At 69.6% G+C, this 24061-nt stretch carries 21 protein-coding genes; 10 read left to right on the forward strand and 11 right to left on the reverse strand.

The genetic code is table 11. The features are described 5' to 3' along the window. The first annotated feature begins 176 nt into the window (after positions 1–176). From LE548_RS42850 to LE548_RS42860, 3 genes are all read left to right on the forward strand, one after another. Positions 177–545, forward strand: a complete 369-nt coding sequence (locus tag LE548_RS42850) for a VOC family protein (RefSeq protein ID WP_225102470.1) — start codon at positions 177–179, stop codon at positions 543–545. Positions 546–596: 51 nt separating this feature from the next. Next, a complete protein-coding gene (locus LE548_RS42855; protein ID WP_225102471.1) occupies positions 597–1334 on the forward strand; it encodes an MgtC/SapB family protein in 738 nt (245 codons plus the stop codon). A 108-nt stretch (positions 1335–1442) separates the two neighbouring features. Continuing rightward, positions 1443–1817, forward strand: a complete 375-nt coding sequence (locus LE548_RS42860) for a hypothetical protein (RefSeq protein ID WP_225102472.1) — start codon at positions 1443–1445, stop codon at positions 1815–1817. Here LE548_RS42860 and LE548_RS42865 read toward each other — a convergent pair. Next, on the reverse strand, positions 1741–2448 hold the full coding sequence (locus LE548_RS42865; RefSeq protein WP_225102473.1) for a TetR/AcrR family transcriptional regulator C-terminal domain-containing protein: 708 nt from the start codon (positions 2446–2448) through the stop codon (positions 1741–1743). The two genes, LE548_RS42860 and LE548_RS42865, sit on opposite strands and share 77 nt — an antisense overlap. Before the next feature lie 301 nt (positions 2449–2749). Between LE548_RS42865 and LE548_RS42870 the strand changes: the two genes are divergently transcribed. Next, positions 2750–3688: an oxygenase MpaB family protein gene (locus LE548_RS42870; protein WP_225102474.1), complete on the forward strand. Its 939-nt coding sequence runs from the start codon at positions 2750–2752 to the stop codon at positions 3686–3688. Here LE548_RS42870 and LE548_RS45815 read toward each other — a convergent pair. Continuing rightward, positions 3672–3797, reverse strand: a complete 126-nt coding sequence (locus LE548_RS45815; protein WP_263637238.1) for a hypothetical protein — start codon at positions 3795–3797, stop codon at positions 3672–3674. The two genes, LE548_RS42870 and LE548_RS45815, sit on opposite strands and share 17 nt — an antisense overlap. Positions 3798–3892: 95 nt before the next feature. Here LE548_RS45815 and LE548_RS46860 point away from each other — a divergent pair, with 95 nt between their 5' ends. Together LE548_RS46860 and LE548_RS42880 are read left to right on the forward strand one after the other, a co-directional pair. Further along, positions 3893–4339, forward strand: coding sequence for a transposase (locus tag LE548_RS46860; RefSeq protein ID WP_374116259.1), 447 nt, complete (start codon positions 3893–3895; stop codon positions 4337–4339). A gap of 139 nt (positions 4340–4478) precedes the next feature. Further along, entirely contained in the window at positions 4479–6173 is a 1695-nt protein-coding gene (locus LE548_RS42880; RefSeq protein ID WP_225102475.1) for a GAF domain-containing sensor histidine kinase, read from the forward strand. 519 nt (positions 6174–6692) lie between these two features. Here LE548_RS42880 and LE548_RS42885 read toward each other — a convergent pair. Beyond that, the gene (locus tag LE548_RS42885) at positions 6693–9077 is read right to left on the reverse strand and encodes a phosphoketolase (RefSeq protein WP_225102476.1); all 2385 of its coding nucleotides are present in this window, start codon (positions 9075–9077) and stop codon (positions 6693–6695) included. A gap of 1250 nt (positions 9078–10327) precedes the next feature. Beyond that, complete coding sequence (locus LE548_RS42890) at positions 10328–11017, reverse strand: response regulator transcription factor (RefSeq protein ID WP_225102477.1); 690 nt, start codon at positions 11015–11017, stop codon at positions 10328–10330. Between the two features lie 333 nt (positions 11018–11350). On the opposite strand from LE548_RS42890, the gene LE548_RS42895 reads away from it, so the two are divergent. Together LE548_RS42895 and LE548_RS42900 are read left to right on the forward strand one after the other, a co-directional pair. Continuing rightward, positions 11351–11767 (forward strand): hypothetical protein, encoded by a 417-nt coding sequence (locus tag LE548_RS42895; RefSeq protein WP_225102478.1) that lies wholly within the window; start codon positions 11351–11353, stop codon positions 11765–11767. A gap of 505 nt (positions 11768–12272) precedes the next feature. After that, entirely contained in the window at positions 12273–12737 is a 465-nt protein-coding gene (locus tag LE548_RS42900; protein ID WP_225102479.1) for a pyridoxamine 5'-phosphate oxidase family protein, read from the forward strand. 128 nt (positions 12738–12865) lie between these two features. On the opposite strand, the gene pflA is transcribed toward LE548_RS42900, so the two are convergent. The 3 genes from pflA to LE548_RS42915 form a co-directional block, all read right to left on the reverse strand. Next, positions 12866–13615: a pyruvate formate-lyase-activating protein gene (gene pflA, locus LE548_RS42905; protein ID WP_225102480.1), complete on the reverse strand. Its 750-nt coding sequence runs from the start codon at positions 13613–13615 to the stop codon at positions 12866–12868. After that, positions 13612–15873 (reverse strand): formate C-acetyltransferase, encoded by a 2262-nt coding sequence (pflB, locus tag LE548_RS42910; protein WP_225102481.1) that lies wholly within the window; start codon positions 15871–15873, stop codon positions 13612–13614. The genes pflA and pflB overlap by 4 nt, the downstream gene beginning before the upstream one ends. 177 nt (positions 15874–16050) lie before the next feature. Further along, complete coding sequence (locus tag LE548_RS42915) at positions 16051–16491, reverse strand: pyridoxamine 5'-phosphate oxidase family protein (RefSeq protein ID WP_225102482.1); 441 nt, start codon at positions 16489–16491, stop codon at positions 16051–16053. Between the two features lie 176 nt (positions 16492–16667). Between LE548_RS42915 and LE548_RS42920 the strand changes: the two genes are divergently transcribed. After that, the gene (locus LE548_RS42920; RefSeq protein ID WP_225102483.1) at positions 16668–17057 is read left to right on the forward strand and encodes an STAS domain-containing protein; all 390 of its coding nucleotides are present in this window, start codon (positions 16668–16670) and stop codon (positions 17055–17057) included. 84 nt (positions 17058–17141) lie between these two features. On the opposite strand, the gene LE548_RS42925 is transcribed toward LE548_RS42920, so the two are convergent. Next, positions 17142–18149 carry a nitroreductase family protein gene (locus LE548_RS42925; protein WP_225102484.1) on the reverse strand — a complete coding sequence of 336 codons (1008 nt, stop codon included), beginning with the start codon at positions 18147–18149 and terminating at the stop codon, positions 17142–17144. A gap of 296 nt (positions 18150–18445) precedes the next feature. Here LE548_RS42925 and LE548_RS42930 point away from each other — a divergent pair, with 296 nt between their 5' ends. Continuing rightward, positions 18446–19045, forward strand: coding sequence for a hypothetical protein (locus LE548_RS42930; RefSeq protein ID WP_225102485.1), 600 nt, complete (start codon positions 18446–18448; stop codon positions 19043–19045). Positions 19046–19346: 301 nt separating this feature from the next. On the opposite strand, the gene LE548_RS42935 is transcribed toward LE548_RS42930, so the two are convergent. From LE548_RS42935 to LE548_RS42945, 3 genes are all read right to left on the reverse strand, one after another. Next, the gene (locus LE548_RS42935; protein ID WP_225102486.1) at positions 19347–20687 is read right to left on the reverse strand and encodes a PP2C family protein-serine/threonine phosphatase; all 1341 of its coding nucleotides are present in this window, start codon (positions 20685–20687) and stop codon (positions 19347–19349) included. Positions 20688–20815: 128 nt separating this feature from the next. Next, entirely contained in the window at positions 20816–21283 is a 468-nt protein-coding gene (locus LE548_RS42940) for an Hsp20/alpha crystallin family protein (protein ID WP_225102487.1), read from the reverse strand. Between the two features lie 333 nt (positions 21284–21616). Further along, positions 21617–23746, reverse strand: a complete 2130-nt coding sequence (locus LE548_RS42945) for a SpoIIE family protein phosphatase (RefSeq protein WP_225102488.1) — start codon at positions 23744–23746, stop codon at positions 21617–21619. Positions 23747–24061 lie beyond the last annotated feature (315 nt).

Consider the following 24061-nt stretch of genomic DNA (forward strand, 5'->3'; position numbering starts at 1 on the left):
CGCCCTGCGCACCTACCTCCTCATCGCCATGGTCCTCGTCGTCATCAAGATCGTCGAAGTCGCCCTCGGCCACTGAGCCACCGGCGTCCGGGGTGCTCACGTCCAGCGCCCCGGACGGCCGAAAGACCATCCACCGCCATCGACTGTCACGTCATTGACAGGAGGGCTGATTCGTCATGCTCGCCGCTCTCGACCACGTCCAGCTCGCCGCCCCGCCCGCCAGCGAGGAGACGCTGCGCGCCTTCTACACCGGCACCCTCGGCCTGACCGAAATCCCCAAGCCCCCGGTCCTGGCCGCCCGCGGCGGCTGCTGGTTCGCCACCCCCGACGGCAGCGTCCAGCTCCACCTGGGCATCGAAGACCCCTTCCGCCCCGCACAAAAGGCCCACCCCGGACTGCGGGTGACCGGCATCGACGCCCTCGCCGACCGCCTCGCCGCACACGGCGCGCCGGTCGTGTGGGACGACAATCTGCCCGGCCACCGCCGCTTCTACAGCACCGACCCGGTCGGCAACCGCCTGGAGTTCCTCCAGCCCCTCACCTGATCCTGCCGGCAGCCAGCCTGCCGCCGGTCTTGTCCGTGAAGGAGGTGCCCCGTGCACACCCTGACCACCTTCGACTTCCTGACCCGGCTCGCCACCGGTGTGGCCTGCGGGGCACTGATCGGCGTCGAGCGCCAGTGGCGGGCCCGGATGGCCGGCCTGCGCACCAACGCCCTGGTCGCCACCGGCGCCACCCTGTTCGTGCTGTACAGCGTCGCTGCCGGCGACGCCGGCAGCCCCACCAGGGTCGCCTCCTACGTCGTGTCCGGCATCGGATTCCTGGGCGGCGGCGTAATCCTGCGCGACGGCGCCGGGGTGCGCGGCCTGAACACCGCCGCCACCCTGTGGTGCTCGGCTGCCGCCGGCGTCCTGGCCGCCTCCGGCCGCCTCGAACTGGCCGTACTCGGCACCCTCGCAGTCCTCGCCGTGCACCTGGTCCTGCGGCCCGCCGGACGGCTGCTGGACCGCGCCCCCGCCTCAGGCTCCGACCCCGACGCCACCGCGCGGGCAACCGTGCACGTGGTGTGCGAGCGGCAGGCCGAGACCCACGTGAGGGCCCAGCTGCTGCAGGCCCTCACCGCCGGCGCACTGGCCCCGACCGGTCTGCGTGCCCGCCGCGAGGAGAACGACCAGGCCACCAGCCTGCGCGCCACCGTCACCATCCCCGGCCAGGTCGCCCCCGCCCTGGAACAGGTCATCGCCCGCCTCTCCCTGGAGCCGGGCGTGCGTGACCTGCACTGGCACCTGGAGGACGAGGAAACCGAGCACGACCGGCCCCGGGTGCTGGCCTGAACCCACACCGCGAGGCCGCGTACGAATCCCGTTAGAGGACGGTCGGCCCAACGACACGCGGCCCGCGCGCCAACCACGATGGAAGACGGAACAAGGAGGGAGACGGCGATGAAGCCCCTGCCCCACCCCCGCACCGGCGAGGGCACCGCCGTGCTGGGTGTCCTGCTGCTGACCGTGCTGGAGATGACCGCGGTGGCCACCGCCCCGCGCGCCGACCGGCCGATCGTCGCCGGCGCCCTGGTCGGAGCCGCCACCGCAGCCTTCGTCGTGATCGCGGCGATGGTGCGCAGCCACCACCGGGCCCAGCAAGAGGCCAGAAGGCAGCTGCCCGAGGCGGTCGACGAGTCGTGGTTCACCAGCGGCGCCCTGGACGGCTTCCCCATGAACGCCGTCCGCCCACTCCTGCTCACACCCGGCGCACCCAGCCTGAACCCGGCCCGAGGAGAACCGCTTCGATGCCTCGGACGAAGACCTCGATGCTGAGTTCGAGCTGGTGCACGTCGTAGGTGTCGACGCCTCGTTCGACGATGCGGGCGAGATGCTCGAAAGCTTCGGGGTCGCGATCCGCGACCAGTTCGCGGGTGAGCCGTGGCCGGAGGCGTTCCCCGCTGCGGGAGACGTGGATGGCGTCCCGGGCGTAGGCCCAGCAGAGGTTGGTGAGCAGGGCGAGTGAGCGTACGGCGGCCTCGTCGTCGAAGCCGGCTTTTGTGAGCTTCCCCGCGAGGGCTTCTGCGGGCTCGATGAACGGCGCGTAGAGCGAGTCGTCCGGCATGAGGTGCTCGGCGAGGGCGTCGGCGGCGATCAGGCTCTCGGTGAAGGCCGTGGCATAGATCCGGCACGCTTCCTGCCAGGAGGCTTCCGCGGGGATCTCGACCGCCGACGAGCTCCGGGAGAGCGAGTCGAGGGCCAGGAGACGCAACAGCGACTCGCGGTCGCTGACGTGGTGGTTGACCGCCTTGCGGTCGACGCCGAGCTTGTCGGCGACAGCCTGCATGGTGACCGTGTCGGCGTCCAGGGAGCGGGCCGCCTCGATGATGCGCGGCAGGTCGATGCCCGCCCGCCGTCCGCGGGTCCTGCGGGCGCCGGACGACGATGCCCCTTCCGTAACAGTCATGACCTCTTACTCTCTCCCGCCCCTTCAATTCCCGGGCGGGAATTAATGGGAGCCGATCGAAGGAGATCGTGATGAGCACAGTCGCCGCGGGCCACGGCAGGAAGCCGGCCAAAGTGAAGATCACCAGAGAGGATCTCCTCGGCACCGAGAGGCGCTGGCGGCGCTTCGGCGAGCCGACCCCCGCCGGCGGGTCGCTCAACGAGGACGGCACCCCGGACTACGGTCTCTTCGGCCCCGGCAGCGTCGCCTGGGAGGTTCTCCTCCACCCGGCGACCATCTCTTCCTCAACGCCGCCCAGAGCGTGGTGCAGACCAAGGGCTACAACCCCATCAACGCGGGCCTGCGCGACCGCGACCCCATGTCCCGCAAGGCGCGCGAGGGCACGCTGACCATGATGGACGTCTTCGACCGGCTGTCGCGCAACTCGGGCATGCACGCGCCCATGTGGCTCGGCGACTCCAAGACCGCCAAGCTCATGGCCAAGCACCTGCACAACATCCACAAGAAGGTCGTCGGAGACGTCATCGACACTGCCCGTCCCGAACTCGGCGGCTACGACGCGAGCGAGCCCCGCGACGCCATGTGGGCGGCGCTGACCGAGATGCACCCCATGCTGCGCGTCTACGAGGCGTTCGCCTTCCGCGACGGAAAGCTCCCCCACCGCCTCTCCCCCGAACAGCGCGACCAGCTCATCGCCGAGACGGGGGCGTACCTGAGGCTCGTCGGCGCGCCCGAGGAGGACATCCTCACCACGATGGCCGAACTGGGAGCCCTCTACGAGAAGTACGCCGACCTCTTCGAACCCAGCAAGACGGTCTACAACATGCCCGACACCGGCGAGGACTGGTTCAAGCTGGTGATGAAGACGGTGGTGAAGAACTTCCACATCTCCCACCTGCGCGCGGCCATCCCCTACGCGCTGCAGACCTCGCTCATCGAACTCCCCGTCATGGGCACCCTCCCCGCCAGGATGCGCAAGTCGATGGGTCTGTCCCCGCGCATGGACAAGGCTGCGGTCCTGGCCGCGAAACTCTTCCTCCCCATCGCCTGGCTGATGCAGCAGGGCCCCTACGAGCGCTACATGCTGCGCCGCATGTGGGGCCCAGACAGCATCCGTCTGCTCGAATCCGCCCGCCGCCTCCACGAGCAGACGCTCGCCGAGCGCGCCGTCGGCCGACTGGCCGCGGGCGCGACAGAAGCCGTGGCACGCGTCGGCGGCGCGGCTACGAGCGTGCGATGAACCTGCCGTCGAGCCGTTTGTGCAGCCAGCCGCGACCGGCGGCCCTGGCCGTCTTCGTGTGCAACGGCTCCAGCTTGCCGCGCACCACCGCCTGAAGGTCCAGCTCCACGCCGGCCACTCTGACTCGGACCGGACCGTTCGCGGCCCGCGCGATTGCCAGGATCTCGCGGTAGTCGGCGGGGCCTTTGCCATGATGATCTCGGTGTGGGGCGTGGGGATCTTTCGGATGATCAGTGGTCGGTGCCTGAGCCGTTGTTGCCGACGGCGGGGGTGGGGCGTCCGGCGCGTAACCAGCGGTGGTTGATCAACGGGGTGCGGTGGCGGGTGCGGACGGGGGTTCCGTGGAGGGATCTGCCGGCTGAGTACGGGCACTGGCAGACCGTGTACGGGTTGTTCAGGCGCTGGCAGCGCGAGGGTGTGTGGGCCCGCGGGCCTTGTCCACCTCTCGGGGACAAGACACCCCATGCGCCTATCGGGTCAAGCGGCTGCCGTGAGTGGGGGATGCGCCGGCTGGTGCCTACTGGATGTTCCCCGACTCTCCCCTGTACGACGGCGCCCGAGACAGCCCGAAGTGCAGCTCGCACACCTGTAGCGCCCGATGTCACCGGGCCGGTCCGTGCGACGACCCGCCGGCAGCCAACCGGTTCGTGAGTCGCACCCACGCTATCCGCCGGGTGCCGTCGAGCGGATTACCCTCGTCGGGCATCCTTGGGGAGTGTGCCGCGAGACGGTGAGGGGAGCTGTGGTGGACGAACGCGCGCAGGGTTCGCGTGAGGTGGAGGCATCCGGGATGTCTCCGCAGCTGCGGCTGGACGTTCTGCTGGACGACCTGCAGCAGCAGGTCGCGCAGGTGCGCGCAGCCCGGGACCGGGTCCACACACTGCTCGACGCGGTGCTGGCGGTCGGCTCCGACCTCGACCTGGAGGTGGTGCTGCGCCGCATCGTGGAATCGGCGGTCACCCTGGTCGACGCCCAGTACGGGGCGCTCGGCGTACTGGGCGAGGAAGGCACGATCAAGCAGTTCCTCACCGTTGGGATCGACGAGGAGGCCATCGCCCGGATCGGGCACTACCCACGCGGCGAGGGCATCCTCGGCCTGCTCATCCGTCACCCGGAGCCCCTGCGCCTGCCGAACCTGGCGGATCATCCGGCGTCCGCCGGCTTCCCGGACGGGCACCCGTCGATGACCAACTTCCTCGGCGCACCCGTCCGGGTGCGCGACCAGGTCTTCGGGAACCTGTACCTCACCAACAAGAAGAGCGGCACAGAGTTCGATACCGACGACGAGGCGGTGCTGCGCACCCTGGCCGCGGCGGCCGGTGTCGCGATCGACAACGCCCGCCTCTACGACGACGCGCACCGCCGGCAGCGGTGGCTGGCGGCCAGTAACGAGCTGACCCGCAGCCTGCTGTCCGGCGCGGAGCCCGCCACGGTGCTGGAGTCCTTCACCGCCACCGTGCGTGAGATGGCCGGCGCCGACCTGGTCACCCTGGCGGTTCCGGTCAACGACCGTGGCGAGCTGGTCATCGAGGCGGCTTCCGGAGCGTGGGCCGAGGAGGTCCGCGGGCTGGTGCTGCCCGCCGCGGCACTGGGCGCCAAGGTCTACTCGTCCGGGGAGACGATCACCAGCGAGGCCGTGAGCACCGACCCGCGCACCGAGGGCGGCAGCGCCTCGGTGGTGGAGCTCGGGCCTGCCTTCTTCGTACCGCTCGGCACCCGCGAACATGTCCGCGGGGTGCTTCAGGTGGCGAACGTACCCGGCCGCTCCCTCTTCACCGACGCCGTGATCGACATGGTCACCGGCTTCGGCAACCAGGCTGCCCTGGCACTGGACGTCGCCGAACACCGGCGCGACACCGAGCGCATGGTCGTACTCAACGACCGCGACAGGATCGCCCGCGACCTGCACGACCTGGTCATCCAGCGGCTGTTCGCCGGCGCACTGTCGCTGCAGTCCACGCTGAGCCGGGTCTCCGACCGGCCCCAGGCGAGCGAACGAATCCAGCGGGTCGTGGACGACCTGGACGACACCATCAAGATCATCCGTACCACCATCTACGGCCTGCGCGAGAACGATCAGGCCCGTGAGGGCAGCGGGCTGCGTGCCCAGCTGGTGACGGCCACCGAACGGGCCACCGAATCGCTCGGCTGCGCCCCCGCGCTGCGCATGACCGGGCTGCTGGACACGGTCGTCTCCGCCGGACAGGCCGAGCAGCTGCTGGCCGTGCTCGGCGAGGCCCTGTCCAACACCGCCCGGCACGCGCAGGCCACCGCTGTCGACGTCAGCGCCGAGGTCACCGACGCCGTCCTGAAGCTCCGTGTGGCCGACAACGGTCGGGGTATCGACCCGACGGTCACCCGCCGCAGCGGCCTGGCCAATCTGCGCAAGCGCGCGGAGGAGATGGGCGGCACGTTCACCCTGACCGCGAATCAGCCGAGCGGCACCGTCGTCGAGTGGGTCGTCCCGCTCTCCTCAACAGGCTGACGTCTCCGGCCGGTCAAGGGCTGCGTCCAGCGTCTCGTAGACGGGGAACACCGCCATCAGGTGAACGATGTCCAGGATCTGCAAGGTCAGAACCGCTCCGCGGAGTCAACATCCCTTCATTCGACGGGCTTTCAACACCCCTTCTTGACAACGGGCAGCCTTCGTTCCGGCACGCCGACCGACCAAGACGCGAACGCCAGCGGGACCGTCGAGCCCGCACACCACCAGGGTCGACGTGGGCCAGGGACTGGACTCGAAGAGCAGCAACCAGACGGCGAGGACGATCGCGTGGACATAGACGAACCTCATCGAAACCGGTGAACTTGGAGATGCCTTCGGCGACACGCGCCTGATCGTCCCCAGTGCGCCTGCTGTGATGTGCGATCACCGCCGGATGGTCCCGAACCCCGGTCGCGGACCGGCTTCATCTCGGTGTACCTCTCGCGCAGAGATCGTGTACCCCGCACGCCCCGGCTGCTCTGTCGGGCGGCCGGGGCGTCTGAGGCGGCAGACGGCTGGTCAGCCATCCCACGTCCAGTCGGCGACCTCCGGCAGGTCCGTGCCATATTCCCTGATCCAGACGTGGTGGCGCTGGCGGGCGTCCTCCATGTGCTGGCGTACGGCCGCCGCGCGGACCGCGAGACCGGGGACGCGGTCGATGACGTCCATCACGAGGCGATAGCGGTCGAGGTCGTTGCGGACCACCATGTCGAACGGCGTGGTCGTGGTGCCGATCTCCTTGTAGCCGCGCACATGCACGTTGCGATGGCCGGTGCGGCGGTAGGCCAGGCGGTGGATGAGCCACGGATAGCCGTGGTAGGCGAAGATGACCGGCTTGTCCGAGGTGAACAACCCGTCGTACTCGAAGTCGCTCATCCCGTGCGGGTGTTCCTCGCTCGGCAGCAGCCGGGCGATGTCGACCACGTTCACCACGCGCACGGCCAGTTCGGGCAGGTGGCGGCGCAGCAACTGGGCGGCGGCGAGCACCTCCTGGGTAGGCACATCACCCGCACAGGCCAGGACCACGTCTGGTTCCCGTGAACGGTCCTCGGTACCAGCCCACTCCCAGATGCCGGCCCCGCGCGCACAGTGGACCTTCGCTTCTTCCATCGAAAGCCAGTCGAAGCAAGGCTGCTTGCCGGCAACGATCACATTCACGTAGTCGCGGCTGCGTAGCGTGTGGTCGGCCACGGACAGCAGAGTGTTGGCATCCGGCGGCAGGTAGACCCGGACCGCTTCGGGGCTCTTGTTGAGGATGTGGTCGACGAAGCCGGGGTCCTGGTGGGAGAAGCCGTTGTGGTCCTGGCGCCACACGTGCGAGGTCAGCAGGTAGTTGAGGGAGGCGATGGGGGCGCGCCAGGGCAGGCGGCGGGTGGTGCGCAACCACTTGATGTGCTGGTTGACCATCGAGTCGACGATGTGCACGAACGCCTCGTAGCAGGAGAACAGCCCGTGCCGACCGGTGAGGAGGTAGCCCTCCAGCCAGCCCTGGCAGGTGTGTTCGGAGAGGATTTCCATCACGCGGCCGTGCCGGTCGAGGTGTTCGTCCACCGGCAGGATCGCGGCTTGCCAGGCCTTGCCGCTGGCCGCGTAGACGGCCTGGAGCCGGTTGGAGGCGGTCTCGTCGGGGCCGACGAGGCGGAAGTCGCGCCGTCCACTCGTAGCGTGCATGACGTCCTGGAGCAGGTTGCCGAGAACACGCGTGGGTTCGTGCAGGGTCGCACCGGGCTTGTCGACCTCGACTGCGTACTTCTCCAGGGGCGGCAGGGGCAGCTCGCGCAGCAGCAGGCCGCCGTTGGCGTGGGGATTGGCGCCCAGTCGGCTCCTGCCCTCGGGGATACAGGCGAGCACGTCGGGGCGCGGGGCGCCGTGCTCGTCGAACAGCTCCTCCGGCCGGTAGGAGCGCATCCACTTCTCCAGTTGCCGCAGATGCTCGGGATTGTCCCGTACGGCGGCCAGCGGGACCTGGTGGGAACGCCAGGTCCCCTCCACGGGCAGGCCGTCGACCTCGGCCGGGCCGGTCCAGCCCTTGGGGGTGCGCAGCACGATCACCGGCCAGTGCGGCCGCCCTGCTACGCCGCCCTCACGGGCGCTGCTCTGGATGGCCGCGATGCGCTCCAGTGCGTCATCCATTGCGGCGGCCATCGCCCGGTGGACGGCCATCGGATCGTCGCCGGTGACGTGAATGGGGGCATGTCCGTAGCCGCGCAGGAGCTCGTCGAGTTCGTGCTCGGGCAGGCGGGACAGCACGGTCGGGTTGGCGATCTTGTAGCCGTTGAGGTGCAGGATCGGCAGGACCGCGCCGTCGTTGACCGGGTCGAGGAACTTGTTCGAGTGCCAGGAGGCGGCCAGCGGGCCGGTCTCCGCCTCGCCGTCGCCGATCACGCAGGCGACCAGCAGGTTCGGGTTGTCCAGGGCGGCGCCGTAGGCGTGGGAGAGCGAGTAGCCGAGTTCGCCTCCTTCGTGGATCGAGCCGGGCGTCTCCGGTGCGACATGGCTCGGCACCCCGCCGGGGAAGGAGAACTGTTTGAACAGCCGGCCCATGCCGGCCGCGTCTCGCGTGATGTCCGGGTATGTCTCGGTGTACGAGCCCTCCAGCCAGGAGTTGGCCAGCACGGCCGGGCCACCGTGACCAGGCCCCCAGATACACAGGGCGTCCAGGCCTCGGGCCTTGATGACGCGGTTGAGGTGGGTGTGCACCAGGTTCAGGCCGGGCGACGTACCCCAATGGCCCAGCAGCCGCGGTTTGACGTGCTCCGGGCGCAGGGGCTCGGTGAGCAGGGGGTTTGCCATGAGGTAGATCTGGCCGACGGACAGATAGTTCGCGGCGCGCCAGTGGGCGACCAGCGACCTCAGCTCATCCTCCTCCAGCCGGACGGGCGTCTGCTGCGTGTCGTCGGACATCAGGGATCCTTCCGAGTCGGGGCAGGGTTCCGGGTGCCGTACATGCCGGTCTGCACGCCCCACCATCTGCCGCCGCGCCGGGTACCCGACAGGGCCGTTCGGGCCACACCTGCCGCGGAGAACTCGGCAGGAGCCCAGAGCCCTTCGCCACCAATCGCCCCCGCTGAGCAAGAAGGCCAGGACTAAACCCCGTTTACCCCAGAGGGGGCCGGAAAGGCGTCCGCACACATCGCCCGAGGGAGGCGCACCCGTGGGAGCACTGGTCTGGCTGTTGATACCGGTCGTCGTCGGGGTAGGGGCCGGGCTCTGGTCCATCCTCGTGCAACGCGTCAGGAGCCCGGCTCCGTGCACGCGGAATCACCGAAGCCGGGCTCGCGTCTGAACTCAGGAGTTGAGCCTCGTGCACGACAGGCTGCCAGAGCTCCGACCTTCGGTCATGGACCTGTCGTATGGTGCTCGTATGGGCGGGAAGGGCGTCCCCCGGCTGCGGCTGGTCGTGGTCGCCGATGACGAGCCCGGGCCGCCGCTGTGTCGGGGGTGCGGTGAGCCGTTGGTGCCGGCCGCGAAGGCGTCGGCGGTGTTCTGTTCGTCGGCGTGCCGCGGGCCCACCCAGCGCATCGACGCCGCATGGACGGATCCGCCATGGCCGAGGCGACCAACGCGGTCACGGTCTTCGTGTCCGGCTGCGGTGTGTCCATCTCGCCCTCCGTCGTGCTGTCGTGCCCGCAGTGGGTCAGTTCCAGTATCCGCCGGGCTGCATCAGCGGCTCTGCACATGCCCGGGCAGCCGATACGTATGCCCAGGCTGTTCAGACGTTCGAGGCTGATGGACGCTTCCCGGGGCATCAGAACTCCTACCGGAATGTCTATGCTGCCGAAGGCTGTCATGTCGCATTCGCCCGAGGAGGAGTACGGGCCCCGGCTGGAGCCAGTCCCCCGTCCGCGGATCGGGCGCGGGATGTGGCCCGAGGCTTACCGAGGTTGAACGGACTGGCACAAGCGGACAGATGATCGGTGGTCCTCGGGCGCCCCGGGCCTCGGGAACGCTGGACCCATGCAGGAGCTTATCCCCTGTCGGACGACGCGCCGCAAGTTCATCCCGGAGGACGGCGCCGGAGCACAACCCGGCCACCGGGCTGTCGGCCGTGATGCCCACGCGGTGTCGGACTGTGTGGTCGGCAAGCGCGTGCCCGGGATGTCGGTCAGGGACTGGGAGAGAACGGCCGGCACTCGGTCGCCGGCCGCCGGGTTTCAGTGCCCTTCCTGCCTCTGCCGGTCCTGGACCTGGGTGGCGATGACGGCGGCCTGGATACGGCGCTCCACGCCCAGCTTGGCCAGCAGGCGGGAGATGTGGTTCTTCACCGTCTTCTCGGCCAGGTAGAGACGCTGGCCGATCTGACGGTTGGTCAGGCCCTCACCGATCAGGGCCAGGATCTCCCGCTCGCGCTCGGTCAGGCCCTGAAGTCCATCCGGCGGCTGCTCCTCCTGTCCACCGCGCAGCCGGGCCATCAGCTTGGTGGTGGCGCTCGCGTCGAGGAGGGACTGGCCGGCGGCCACGGTGCGTACGGCGGACACCAGGTCCGAGCCCTGGATCTGCTTCAGGACGTATCCGGAGGCGCCCGCCATGATCGAGTCGAGCAGGGCCTCCTCGTCGTCGAAGGAGGTCAGCATCAGACAGGCCAGCTCGGGCATGCGTGACCGGAGCTCCCGGCACACGGTCACACCGTCGCCGTCGGGCAGACGCACATCGAGCACGGCCACCTGCGGACGCAGGGCGGGGACACGTACCAACGCCTGCTCCACCGTGCCGGCCTCGCCGATCACCTCGATGTCCGGCTCGTCGTTCAGCAGGTCGCCTACACCGCGCCGTACCACCTCGTGGTCGTCCAGCAGGAAGACCCGGATCGGGTTGCCGGCGCCGGGCTGCTCGCTGTCCGCCATCAAACTGCTCCCTGGTTTCGCACTCCACACCGATCCCCGCCCGTGGACGGAATCGGCCCTCCGTACCGAGATCCTTGTCGAATCCGGGCCGCACGGCCAGGGCCAGTCGGCCCCATCCCCCCACAATCCCCCGCGGCCGGACTCTGCCGCTGCCTCCAGGGTGCGAAGTGGCCCGGCGTTCTCCTCTGCCGGTCGAGCGGCGCGCCTCCGACGGCTCCCAGAACAGGTAAAGGCCCTATGGCCCCGGTCCTGGGGCCTGACAGCCCTGGGGCCGGGACCGGTCCTCGCAGAAGTCTGGAGCCGCTGCGAAACGATCAGAATGGAGTTGAGCACATGACTGCCAAAGACGTCGGCGCCCACGTCACCACCGACGCCGTACAGGTACGCGTGGAAGGCGATGTGGACGAGGAAGCCCTCGCATACCTCCGGGAGAAGATCGACGCGGTCCTCGGCAGGCCCGGGATTCCGCCCGTGAGCGGTGCGGTGAGGATCGCCAAGGCGGTGGCGCACCACGCTGAGCGGCCCTGGTCCGTCGGTGCCGAACTCGTCGTGGGGAACACCCTCGTGGTCGTGCATGCCCAGGAGGCCACGGCACATGAACTGGCTGACCGACTGCAGGACCGGCTGCGCAGCCAGATGGATCGCGCCCTGCACCGTAAGCAGGAGGCCCGCAGGTCGGCCGCGCCGCCTCCGTGGCGCGGCGGCCGTACCGACGGCGGCCGGGATCAGAGCCCCACAGCGCTCCGCTAACCAGTGCCAGCCAGTCCCCAGAAGGGACTATCGGCATGTAAGGGATTATCGGCACATAGGGTCAAGGGCGGGAGGGAGGAGGGAGGGGCACCGATCCCTCACGGTGTCCCTCCCGCCCGCAGGTGTGGGCGGCGGCTGAACTCGGCCGTCGCCGAGAGCAGGCCGTCACTGTGCTCCCGCCAACCCGCACATGCCGATGCTCGACGACATGCAGGAGATGATGCGCACGGCCTATTACGACGGCAAACCGGGGCGGCAGCACGCGGACAAGGGCCGAACGACCCTGGCGTGACGAGCTCCAGTGCACTCCAATGACCTGATCGAGCCTTTCCGCGGCTTCCAGCCGAGCACCACGGACAGGCAGCCGCCCAGGCCTCGAAGGGACGTCGCACATGCCCCACCGGCGCACCGGCCGCCGCCACCGTGACAGGCCACGCACCCCCCACCTCGCCGCGCCGACCGAAGACACACAGCAGTGAGCAACGAACCCGCACGGAAGCCACCCATGAGCATCGACACCCCACAGACCGTCCCAGCCGGGCCACGCCGAAGCATCGAGCTGGACAGGGACGAAGCAGTGCGGCTGCTGGGCAGCGTGTCCTTCGGCAGGATCGTGTTCACCCGCCACGCGCTGCCGACCGTCCGCCCGGTCAACCACGTTCTGGACAACGGCGAGATCGTCATCCGTACCCACGAGGGCGCGGCGCTGACCGCGCGCGCCGGGCAGGCCCACGGACAGGGCGTCGTGGTGGCATACGAGGCCGACTCCATAGAACCCGACACCCACCTCGGCTGGAGCGTCGTGGTCACCGGCTATGCCTATCTGGTGACGGACTCCGAAGAACTGGCCCGCTACCAGGAACTGCTCAATCCGTGGGTGAACCAGACCATGGACTATGCGGTACGCATCCGGCCCGACCTGATCACCGGCGTCCGGCTCACCGCTGACGGCGAGCCCGACGCCGCCTGATCACGGCCCCACTTCAAAGTCACGAACTCAGTGTTGACAGCAGGCACTTGGGGCAGGAGAGGCCTCGGGTCCCTGTGCGGCGGCCGGGTGGCCCACACGCGTGTGAAGGTACGGCGGGTATCTGCGGCTCACAGCGCCCGCAAACCGTGCTCCCGGAACTGCTCGCGCACGCGTTCCGTGAGGTCCGGATCGGGCACGGGTGTGTCGCGCAGCGCGAACTCGACGCCCAGGGCGTCGTACTTGTGCGCGCCGAGTTTGTGGAACGGCAGGACGTCCACCCGGTCGACGTTGCTCAGCCCGGCCAAGAAGGCACCGAGGCCGTCCACGGTCGAAGGGTCGTCGGTCCAGCCGGGGACGAGGACGTAGCGGATGTACACGGGAACGCCCAGCCGGTCCAGGCGGGTGGCAAAGCTGAGCGTGGGAGCCAGCCGGCCGCCGGTGAGCTTGCGGTAGGTGCCGACATCGAACGACTTGATGTCCAGCAGCACCAGGTCGGTGTCGGCGAGGAGTTCGTCGGTGGCACGCGCGCCCAGAAAGCCGGAGGTGTCCAGCGCTGTGTGGAGTCCGGCTTCCTTGCAACGGTGCAGGACCGAGCCGGTGAACGCCGGCTGGAGCAGCGGCTCCCCGCCGGTGATGGTCACCCCTCCCCCGGCCGTGGTCACGAAGCCCCGGTACTTCCCGATCCCCTCCATCACCGCGTCCACGGAAGTCTCCCGCCCGTTGCGCATGTGCCAAGTGTCCGGATTGGCGCAGTACAGGCAGCGCAGCGGGCAGCCGCTGACGAACAGCACGAACCGGGTCCCGGGACCGTCCACGCCGGTGGACAGGTCCCAGGAATGGATCCGGCCGGTCACCGCCGGCGCCGTGGTGGCGTTCACAGCGACCCGTGGAAGGTGCGGCTGATCACGTCGAGCTGCTGCTCTCGCGTCAGGCGGACGAAGTTGACGGCGTATCCGGAGACCCGGATGGTCAGCTCCGGGTACTTCTCCGGGTGTTCCATGGCATCCTCAAGCGTCGCCCGGTTCAGGACGTTGACGTTCATGTGGAAGCCGCCCGCGGCCATGTAGCCGTCCAGGATGCCGACCAGGTTGCCCGCGCGTTCCGTAGGGTCGTGGCCCAGTCCCTCGGGCGTGATGGTGGTGGTCAGCGAGATGCCGTCGCGAGCCTGCTCGTACGGCAGCTTCGCCGCCGACAGGGCCGACGCGACGACTCCGTGCCGGTCCCGGCCGTTCATCGGGTTGGCACCGGGTGCGAAGGGCTGTCCGGCACGCCGCCCGTCGGGGGTGTTGCCGGTGTGCTTGCCGTAGACCACGTTCGAGGTGATGGTGAGGACCGACTGGGTGTGCTCGGCAGCACGGTAGGTGGGGTATTGGCGCACCTTCGCCATGAAGGACTCCACCAGGTCGACGGCGATGCTGTCGGCGCGGTCGTCGTTGTTGCCGTACGCCGGGAAGTCGCCCTCGGTGCGGAAGTCGACGGCGAGTCGGGTGGCGTCCCGGATCACCTTCACCCGGGCGTACTTCACGGCGGACAGGCTGTCCGCGGCCACCGACAGACCGGCGATCCCGCAGGCCATGAACCGGTGCACGGGGTAGTCGTGCAGGGCCATCTCCAGACGTTCGTAGGCGTACTTGTCGTGCATGTAGTGGATGACGTTGAGCGCGTTGACGTACGTCCGGGCCAGCCAGTCCAGGACGTGGTCGTAGGCCGCTGACAGTTCCTCGTAGTCGAGGTACTCACCGGTCAGCGGGGGCGCGGAGGGGGCGACCTGTTCACCGGTCATCTCGTCACGGCCGCCGTTGATCGCATAGAGCAGTGCCTTTGCGAGGTTGACCCGTGCGCCGAAGAACTGCATCTGCTTGCCGACCGCCATAGGGGAGACGCAGCAGGCGATGGCGGTGTCGTCCCCGGTCCGGGGGCACATCAGGTCGTCGGACTCGTACTGGACGGCGCTGGTGTCGATCGAGACCTGGGCGCAGAACTCCTTGAAGCCGTCGGGCAACCGGGGCGACCAGAGCACGGTCAGGTTGGGTTCGGGGGCGGGGCCGAGGTTGTACAGGGTCTGCAGGAACCGGAAGGAGGTCCGGGTGACCAGGGTCCGGCCGTCGGTGCCCATGCCGCCGATGGACTCCGTCACCCAGGTCGGGTCACCGGAGAACAGGGCGTCGTACTCGGGAGTGCGCAGGAAGCGCACGATCCGCAGCTTGATCACGAAGTCGTCGATCAGCTGCTGGGCCCGGGTCTCGTCGATGGTCCCGTCCGCCAGGTCCCGCTGGAGGTAGACGTCGAGGAAGGTGGAGGTGCGGCCGAGCGACATGCCCGCGCCGTTCTGCTCCTTCACCGCAGCCAGATAGCCGAGGTAGAGCCACTGCACGGCCTCCTGGGCAGTGGCTGCGGGACGGGACACCTCACAGCCGTACGACGCCGCCATCCGCGTCAGCTCGGCCAACGCCTTTATCTGCTCGGCGAGTTCTTCCCGGTCACGGATGACCTCGGTGGAGGACGCACAGGCGTCGAGCAGGGCACGCTCGGCCCGCTTGGCCTCGATCAGGCGGTCGGTTCCGTACAAAGCGACGCGCCGGTAGTCGCCGATGATCCGGCCGCGGCCGTAGGCATCGGGCAGTCCCGTGATGATCCCGGCCTTGCGTGCGGCCCGCATCTCGGGGGTGTAGGCGTCGAAGACGCCGTCGTTGTGGGTCTTGCGGTAGGTGCCGAAGACCTTGGTCACGAAGGGGTCGGGCTCGTAGCCGTACGCCTTCAGGCCGTTCTCGACCATCCGGAGTCCGCCGTTGGGCATGATCGCGCGCTTCAGGGGGGCGTCGGTCTGCAGGCCGACGATCAGCTCACGGTCCCGGTCGATGTAGCCGGGGGCGTGCGAGGTGATCGTGGAAGGGGCGGCGGTGTCCACGTCGAGGATGCCCTTGCGTCGCTCCTCGGGAAACAGGGCGCTGACCTTGTGCCAGACGGCGAGCGTGCGCTCGGTCGGGCCGGTCAGGAACTCCGGACCGCCTTCGTACGGCGTGTAGTTGGCCTGGATGAAGTCGCGCACGTCGATCCGGTCGCGCCAGCCCCGGCCGGCGAAGCCACGCCAGTCATCGGCGGGTGCGTCCACGTCTGGACGGGTTGCCACGGTCATCACTGCCTCCGCATCGTTCGCGACACCGCACACGGACGGTTCCGTGGGCGGCTCCGCTGACGATGCTCCTCGTGTGCCCCGGCCCGGGGCAGGGCCTGCGGGAACCCGTCGCCGCGCCGTCCGGCCCCGCACCGTTGGGCCGTTCGGGCCAGGTCGCGGGCACGTGATGCCCAGCGGTCAGGCGGAGAGGTGCAGGCCGTACATCGTGCGGCCCCCGACGAGTTCGCGCCCCGTGACCAGTTCGGGCTCGATGCGCACGAAGACCTCCTGGGGCGAGGGAGCCCAGGAGCGCGGGCCGATCCGCTCCAGGCGTGCTGCCTCAGCCGGATCCGTCACGATCTCGGCCCGGCCGGTCACGACAACGCTCCAGCCGGAGTGCGTGTCCACGTCGACCGCGTCCGCCTCGAAGGCGACGACCGCGCCGTCGACCGCGCGGGCCAGCTGGGAAGCCGCGGAGATGCGCAGCAGCACCGCTCCGTCGGCGTCCAGGCCGAAGCTGACCGGCACGACCGCGGGCAGCGCCTGGCGCGTGTAGACGATCCGGCCGATGGGAGCCGTCGCCAGCAGGCGCAGGCACTCGTGACGACCGAGTTCGCGGAAACCATCGTTCGAGTACATGAGTCAGCCCGTCTTTCGCCCGGTGGAGGGATCACACTCCATGCTGAGTCCGCCGGCTGCCGCGGGTGAGGGCCACGGGTCCCGCCCTGGCCGGAGAGCGGCCCGAGGAAACGTGGCGGCGAAGGGGGGCCGGACGGCCCTTCCGACACGGCCATAGGCTCCGATTTCCTCTGATCATGGTCGTACCCCTCATCATGGCCGCATCCCGCCACACCGAGCGTGCCGTCGGCGGGACGACCGTCGTGGAGCTGCACGGTGAGATCGACATCCTCACGGCACCGCCCCTTGGCGCGCGCCTGGACGATCTGACGGCCGTCGTCCTCCCCGACCTCGTGGTGGACCTTCGTGGCGTGTTCTTCATCGACTGCGCCGGACTCGGGATGCTGTGCCGGGCGCGGAACAGGGTCATGGAACGGCACGGCCGACTCCGTCTCGTCACCACTGGCCGCCAATTCCCTCGGATACTGAGTGCTGCGGGACTGGATGGCCTGTTCGAGCTCTACGACCACCTGCCCGAAGCCGTGGCCGCTGTGCCCGGCGGAATCCTCACCGCCGAAGCGGGCTGACGAGGCCGTAGGCGCCGCCCGCAACCACACGGGGTGGAGGTCCAGCAGCAGGCCTTGGGGATGGCCGTGGCTCCAGGACCACAGCTACTCGGGCTGCCCGGTCGTTGAGCGTGACCACACCTGATCCGGTGCACGTCGAGGGGTGGCCGGGCCCTCCGGGCCGTACCCGAGGCGAACCAGCATCTGCGCATGCCCGGTGAGGTCCGGAACGTGGCTCAGGTCGCGGCGCAGGTCGGGCCACTCCATCGGCTGGTGCAGCAAGGAGGCGCGCACACCGTGCGCCGTGGCTACCAACAGGACGTGCTCCAGCGCCTGTCCGGCGCGCAGCCAGTCGCTGCGCCAGTCGTGCTCGGTGGCCAGCAGAGCTACCACAGGGACGGGTTCGAAGGGCTGGGCGGGGAGCCTCTCAGGGTGCCGCTGAGCGGTGAAGTCACGCATGGGCACCTGCTCAAGCGCGTCCTGCGGCCCCAGTGCCACTCGCGGTATGCCGACTCCGGTGGAGTCGTCCGGGCCCGGGTGCACCCATCGGCGGCTCTCCACTGCCCGGTCGGGGTCGGCGCGATTGCGATGCTCGGCTTCCATGGCCACGCGCAGCAGCCGTGCCGTCTCTGCGGCTCCTGGAAAGGTCAGTGAGGCACCTTCTGTCTGAGCAGCTTCGACGAGTTCGGCTCGGACGTTCGGCGGAAGCAGCCTGCGGGAGAAGGGGAACCTGCTGCTGTGCCTGCGCCAGATCATCGGGTAGAGGTCGGGGCGGTGCCCTGCGGTGTGCCGCCGGCCCGTCCCGGACAGCCGAAGGCTGGCCAGCACACCCGGGTCCTCGGGATCCGGCAGCAGGCGTACGACGGGCGCCCAGCCGACGTGGGCCGCCGCGACACGGAGGTTGAAGACAGCGGCACCGACAGACAGATGCAGAGCACGGCCGACAGGATCGGCATGGCGCAAGCCACGCTCGGGTACGGCGCGCACTTCCAGCGCGACGGCCTCCTGGTCAAGCCGGAAGCGCCACGGCTGGGTGTTGTAGATCGAGGGCGCGGCCACGGCGGCCGAGATGCACGCTTCCAGTGCCGCGGCGTCGAGGGGCGCGGTTCGCATGATGGCCTCCTCTCGTACGAAGTCGGACAGGTGCGGGTGTCCTACGAGCGTGAGAGCACCACGGCAGAACGGTGAGGGGCCGATGGTCCCCTTGCCGGGCCTGTTCGGTGCACGTCGACCACTACGCACGTGCACAGAACCACGGCGGGTCAACGACCCGTGTGTGTTGGGCCGAACGACCCGGCGCCGGCGAGGACTTGGCCCGATCGGCCCTGAGCTTCCGCCTGATCGGCCCATGTCACGGCAAGACTGCGGCTGTCACCTTCCTGTGTGTGACGACGAGGAGGTGCGGAGAGATGCGCAAGGGAAAGCCCACCACATGGAAGCGCGGGCGAACGCGCATGCCGCTGTGGCGATGGCGGAACAACCCGATCCGGCGACGCGACGATGTCTTCGAGGCATGGCTCCTGCTGGCCGTATGGGTGCTCATCGCTGCGGGTGGCACGGCGATCGGGGTGGTGGCGGCCCATGCAGCCGACCAGGTCTTCGCCCAGCAGCGGGCCGAACGGACCCCCGGTCGCGCCGTTCTCCTCGATGATGCCCCGCGCACTGCGACCTCGGGGATAGGTAGAGACCTTGCCTCTGCAAGGGTCCGCTGGACGAACTCGGACGGCTCCACGCGCAGCGGCATGACTCTGGTGACAACCGGGAAGAAGGCCGGCTCCAAGGTCAGGATCTGGATCGACGGCCAGGGGAAGCTGAGCGCTCAGCCACCGACCGCCGCCGCCGCGGCCGTCGAGGCAGGTTTCCTCGGAGGCTCGGCAGCCCTTGCACTGAGTGGCGTGGTGTTTGGCGTGGGGAGCGTCGGCCGGAGGTATCTCGACCGGCGGCGCATCCAGCAGTGGGACAGGGAGTGGACCCTGGTCGGGCCGCAGTGGGGCCACAAGGCCAGTTGACCACCGACTCTCTACAAGAGCGACCTCTACTTGTCATCGGCAGAATCCGAGGGCATCGCCGGGGCCTCGGCATGGTGTTCGCGAGGCGTATCCCCGCCTCCGCGTGGGGATACGTGCTCAACCGGTTACGGAACGCATCGTTCGTCTCTTGTCTGTGGGGATCTTCAGGTCTTAGTAGTGCAAAGGCGGCTGTCTGCGGGGGTGGCATGGCTGAGCACGAAGGCGTGCGACAGGCGTTGCGAGCACAGGACGCAGTTCGGCTCTTGTTCCGCCACAGGTCCATCTCCGGTGTTGGCCGCTCCTACCGGTGCGCGGGAGTGCGCAAGGCCAAGACGGCCAGGTCGTCGTGGCCGTCGCTGGGATGCTGGTCGGCCAGAGTGCGGACGAGGTCGTCCAGGGGTGCTCGGGCGTGGTCGGCGGCCAGCTCGGCAAGGGTGTGCAGGCTCGCATCGATGGGGTGGGCGGGGTGCTCGACCAGTCCGTCGGTGAAGAAGACCACCGTGGCGTTCGCGTCGAGTGGGTGGGTGTGGTCGGGGCGGGGCTGGTCGGGGTCGACGCCGAGGGGGAGGCCGGGGTCAGCGTGCAGGTATTCCGTGCGCCGGTCGGCGGTGATCAGGAGCGGGGGGAGGTGGCCGGCGCTGCTCCAGTGAAGTGTCCAGCCAACGTCCTCAGGTTCGATGCGGGCGAGGCAGGCGGTGGTGACGGGCAGGTCTGTGATGGCGTGCAGAGTGCGGTCGAGCCGGCGCAGGATGGCGCTGGGCGGGGTGAGGCGGTCGTAGAGCAGGGCGCGCAGCATGCTGCGGGTCTGGGCCATGGCGGCAGCCGCGTGCAGGTCGTGGCCGACGACGTCGCCGATAACGGCCGCACAGGCGTTGTCGGGCAGCCAGAGGGCGTCGTACCAGTCGCCGCCGAGGTGGCCGGGGGTGGGGGCGGGCCGGTAGACGGCGGCGGCGGTGAAGGGGCGTAGGTCGGGCAGGGTGGGCAGGAGCAGCCGCTGGAAGTGTTCGGCGCTCTCGCGGACCTGCTCGTACAGGCGGACGTTCTCGATGGCGATGCCGGCGGCGCCGGCGAGGGTGACGACGATGTCCTCGTCCTCGCGGTCGAAGGGGCGCCCGTCACGGCGTTCGGAGGGGTAGAGGTCGCCGTAGATGGTGCCGCGGACGCTGATGGCGACGCCGAGCAGGGTGCGCATGTGGGGGTGACCGGGCGGGAATCCGGCGGAGGCGGGGTGGGAGGCTATGTCGTCGACGCGTATGGGCTCGGGGTGGTGGATCAGGTGTCCGAGAACGCCGCGTCCGCGGGGGAACTCGACGTCGGCGAGCGCGGCGCGCTCGGACTCCGACAGGCCGGCGGTGATGAACTGGCCCAGGTGCTCACCGGACTCGTCCAGCACCCCCAGCGCCCCGTAGCGTGCGCCGACCAAGCCCATGGCAGTGGTGACGACGCAGTGCAGCACTGCGGGCAGGTCCGACTCCCGGCTGATAGCCAGCACCGCGTCCAGCAACCCCTGCAGCCGGTCCTTGGCCATGGCCAGTTGCCGCAGCTGCTCGGCGATCTGGTCCAGCTGGGCATCGAGCCGCAGCCTCAGATCATGGGGAGTATGCGGCTCCGGGCGCGCGAGCGGCTCGGACGGCTCCATCATGCCCCCAGTCGCGATCGTGCTACCGCGGCCCGACGGCCGGTGCGCAGGGGCAGGCACCACCCACTGACCCGCCCGCACCGGCCGCCCGGGCCGCCTTCCTTGGTCCCCTCACACGGTGGTCCGGTCGGTCAGGTCGTGATCTCGATGAGGCGCGGCTTGGCGGCCTGCGTCTTGGGGACGGTCACGGTCAGCATGCCGTCGGCCAGCTGCGCGCTGACCTGCTCGGCGTTGACGTCGACGGGCAGCAGGGAGCGGTACTCGAAGCGGCCGGTGCGGCGGGTGGCTCGGCGCAGGACGCCCTGGCGTTCGCGTTCCTTGAGTTCTCCGGTGATGCACAGGTCGTGTTCGCCGACCTCGACGTCGATGTCCTCGCGCTTGAGGCCGGGCAGTTCGCACTCGACCATGTACGCCTCGTCGGTCTCGCGCAGGTCGGCCGGCGGCACCCAGGCCATCGTCTCGGACCAGCGGGGCGCGGCGGCCTCCAGGAGGCGGTTCATCCTCTCGAACATGTCGTCGAACTCAGCGGCCAGCGGCTCGCCCCAGGGGAAGACCCGCTCCAGCAGGTGGCCGGGCCGGTGTCGTACGGGCAGAGTCATCGCGCCCACCTCCAGGGAGGGAAAGAGACCAGGCTCCCTGCACGTTCCATGGTGCGCGCTGCCGCCCCACCGGGCGACTCGGGACGCCCGGCCCCCGCTATCACCTGACCGGGCTACACGAATGGGCCGATCGGGTGCCGGGCCGTTGCAGGGACTCGCAGACGGGCTGTCCCGAGACGCGAGGGCAAGGGACGAGCAGCCGCTGTCAGCGCGCCCCGGGCATGACCATTCGGCACGGCCGTCAGCAGCGAGTCTGGTTGAAGGACGGTGCCGAAGCCGGAGAACGCCAGCCCCTGAGCTGAGCCGCTGCACGTTCGCGGACCGCCAGGCGCCCTACTCTCGCCCGTCGGGAAGTCCGATCTCGGCCCAGATCGTCTTGCCCTCCGCGTGGTGGCGTGTTCCCCAGCGTTCGGCGAGCTGGGCCACGAGCAGCAGCCCGCGCCCCCCTTCGTCGAAGGTGCGCGCCCGCCGCAAGTGCGGGGCGGTGCTGTTGCCGTCGGAGACCTCGCAGAGGAGCGCGGTGTCACGGATCAGCCTCAGCCGGATGGGCGGCCGCCCGTAGCGGATCGCGTTGGTGACGAGTTCGCTGGCCACCAGTTCGGCGGTGAAGGCCACATCGTCCAGCCGCCACTGCGTCAGCCTGGCCAGGATCTCCGCACGGGCATGGGCCACCACGGCCGGGTCGGACGGCAGCTCCCAGGTCGCGACCTGGTCGGCGTCCAGGGCTCGGGTGCGGGCGAGGAGCAGGGCGACGTCGTCCTGGGGCTGTGCGGGCAGCAGGCTCTGGATCAGGTTGTCGCAGGTGGCCTCGATGGAGGGGCCGGGCTGTTCCAGGCGCTCGCGCAGTGCCGTGAGGCCCTTGTCAAGGTCCTGCACGGTCCCCTGGATCAGGCCGTCCGTGTACAACGCGAGGAGGCTGCCCGGGGACAGTTCCCACTCGACCGTTTCGAAGGGCAGACCGCCCACACCAAGCGGAGGTCCGGAAGGGACGTCGACGAAGTCCGCCATGCCCTCGGGAGTGACGACGACGGGCGGCGGGTGGCCGGCGGTGGCAGCTGTGCAGCGACGCGCGACCGGGTCGTAGACGACGTACAGGCACGTGGCGATCAGATCCGTGGAGATCCCCAGGTCGGACACGGGGTCCTGGTGGGTGTCCTCCTCTGCCGCCAGATGGGTGACCAGGTCATCGAGGTGGACGAGGAGCTCGTCAGTTGGCAGATCCACGTCCGCCAGGGTGCGTACCGCAGTCCGCAGCCGCCCCATGGTGGCAGAGGCGCGCAGGCCGTGGCCCACCACGTCCCCGACAACCAGCGCAACCCGGGCTCCCGACAGCGGGATCACATCGAACCAGTCGCCGCCGAGCCCCGCCCGGGTACGGGCCGGCAGGTAACGGTAGGCGACCTCGACGGCGTCCTGTGCAGCGAACCGACTGGGCAGCAGGCTGCGCTGCAGCGCCAAGGCCGTGGTGCGTTCGAGGGTGTAGCGGCGGGCGTTGTCGACGGCCACGGCGGCGCGTGCGCCGATCTCCTCGGCGAGGAGCAGGTCGTCCTCCTCGAAGGGGTCCGGACGCCGGTGACGGACGAAGACGGCCACGCCGAGGGTGATGCCGCGGGCGCGGAGCGGAATGACCATGACCGAGTGGATGCCGAAGCCCTGGACCACCTGCGAACGTTCCGGGTCGGCCTTCTGCCAGTCCCTGATGTCCTGGTCGTTCATGGTCCGGTGCAGTGAGGACCGGCCGGTGGTCACGCAGCGGACGGGGGGCGCGGACTGAGGGTAGTAGTCCACGTCTCCCGGCCGGGCCACCGCCTCGGGCACGCCCGGGAGGACGGACTGCTGCCCCGCACGGCGCAAGGCGACGGTACCGGGGGCAGCCGGCCGGGGCTCGACACCCCGGAACAGGGAGTCCCGCAGGTCGACGGTGACGAAGTCGGCCAGCCGGCCCACCGCCACATCGGCCATCTCCTGGGCCGTGCACATCACATCCAGCGTGCTTCCGACCTGCGTGCTGACGTCGTTGAGCAGGGCGAGCCGCTCCCGGGCGAGATGCTGCTCGGTGACATCGAGCGCCGCGACCTCCACCTGTCGCACCTGCCCCGCCGGGGTCTTGAGCGGGGAGACAGTCACGGCCCAGACCCCTTCCGGCGCACCGGGCCGGGGCCTGCCACGGACATGGAACTGTTCGGGTTCCCCTGTGGTGAACGCACGGCGCATGCCGTCCTCGACCGTCCGGCAGATGTGCGGCGGCAGAATGTCCGTGACCCGCCGACCACGCATCTGCTCTTCGGAGAGCCCGAGTTCCCGTACGGCGCCGACGCTCGCACGCACGGCACGCAGCCGGGAGTCGTACACCATCAGCGGCAGGTGGCACTGTGCGAAAGCTTCCTCGGTCATCACCTGGTCCGGTAGGGCGCCGGAGCTGTTGCCGAGTGGAGTGGCATCGTGCATGTCGATCTCGCCCATCCTGCCCCTCCGCGGACACCCGACCTCGGGATCCACCGGGGCACGACGCGTCTGAGGCGTCCGAGCCCTCTGCGTCCCTGCTCCCACTCCTACCGTTCCTCACCGATGCCCCCTCCGCACGTCGTGGGTCGTGGCGGCCGGCGGCGGGTCATCATCGGGACGGGTATCGCATCAGGCGACGTCTGCCCTGTCGACCGCTTCACCTAGCCGTTCGTCGACAGCGTGCTTGTTCCGCCAGCGGCGCCGCCGATGTCGTTCTACGGTCGTGTATGGGGGACTTTCCACCTCCTCAGCCCCGGAAGGGCAGGCGAGATC

The sequence above is a fragment of the Streptomyces sp. CoH27 genome, from assembly GCF_020181035.1.
In the GTDB taxonomy this organism is placed as follows: Bacteria; Actinomycetota; Actinomycetes; order Streptomycetales; family Streptomycetaceae; genus Streptomyces; species Streptomyces camelliae.